The sequence below is a fragment of the Bacillus sp. EE-W1 genome (assembly GCF_009760835.1).
Lineage (GTDB): Bacteria > Bacillota > Bacilli > Bacillales > Bacillaceae_G > Bacillus_A > Bacillus_A wiedmannii.
In genome coordinates this window covers 1-1,157 of the sequence record NZ_WIPE01000036.1, presented here as the reverse complement: position 1 = coordinate 1,157, position 1,157 = coordinate 1, and the positions used below count along the sequence as shown (strand labels likewise).

The 1,157-nt window shown below is 33.1% G+C and carries 1 protein-coding gene; it reads left to right on the top strand.

Annotated features, from left to right (window positions below; all coding sequences use genetic code 11):
- Positions 1 to 436: 436 nt before the first annotated feature.
- Positions 437 to 1,157: SH3 domain-containing protein (locus GFJ36_RS03535; protein ID WP_157349459.1), on the top strand; the 721-nt coding region annotated here is incomplete at its 3' end.

Sequence of the window (1,157 nt, the reverse complement as noted above, 5' to 3'; positions counted from 1 at the left end):
AGACCCCCACTGATTAAAGTTTCACTTTATCTATTAAATCGTGTTTCTTCTATTATATATGTTTCACGTTTTACATACCTTTAACTATTTCAAAGTACTAAAGCTATTATAGAATCCTATTATTGCAAAAATAATATGTGACAGACTAAAATCAAGGCGTAATTTTTTCCATACCTCGACTTATTTTGTAACAATTATGGCGATATTTTATCGATTTTCACCTCATTTATATTTCTCTACAACTAAAATAGTTATTTTTACATAACTACTTTCCTGTTCCAATAGAAAAAAACGCCGTTTTTGTAATGTTTTCGAAATGATTACGTAACACTACAGAAACGTTATTAACCTATTAGAAATTGAAATACTCCTCTTTTTATGTATTGTATGCTCTAACCTCCCCTATAAACTATAAGAAAGCGCTTTTAGGATATTACTGGAATTATTACAGAATATTAATGACCCGTTACGAAACCTTTGTAATTTTATGTTTTCCGCAAATAAGAAAATAATGGTTGCTATAATGAGGTCAACGAAAACAAATGCAATGGAGGCTATTATGAAAAAATTTATGGGTATAGCAACAGCAGCGGTTTTTGGTCTTGGGATTTTCACAACATCTGCTAAAGCAGAAACAATCGTAACGACTGATGTACTAAATGTACGAGAAAACCCAACTACTGAATCAAAAGTTGTAGGAAAATTATTAGATGGATATAAAGTTAACGTTTTACATACAGAAAACGGATGGTCAAAAGTGAAATTAAACAGCGGTAAAGAAGCTTTCATTAGCGCTGACTATACTAAAGACACTTACTACGTAACAGCAAACGTATTAAACGTACGTGCTGGTGCAAACACAGACTCAGAAATTCTTGGTAAATTAAAACAAGATGATGTAATTGAAACAACACACCAAGTACAAAACGACTGGATCCAATTTGAATATAACGGCAAAACAGCTTATGTTCATGTTCCTTACTTAACAGGTAAAGCACCAGTTAAAGTTCAACCAGTAGTTAAAGCTGAAAAAACAACTAAAGTTCAAGATACAGCTAAAGCAGTGGAAGCAACTAAAGCTCGTGAAGTAGCTGAAACGCAAGCTAAAGCTAAGGCGGAGGAAGCAACTAAAGCTCGTGAAGCAGCTGAAGCTCAAG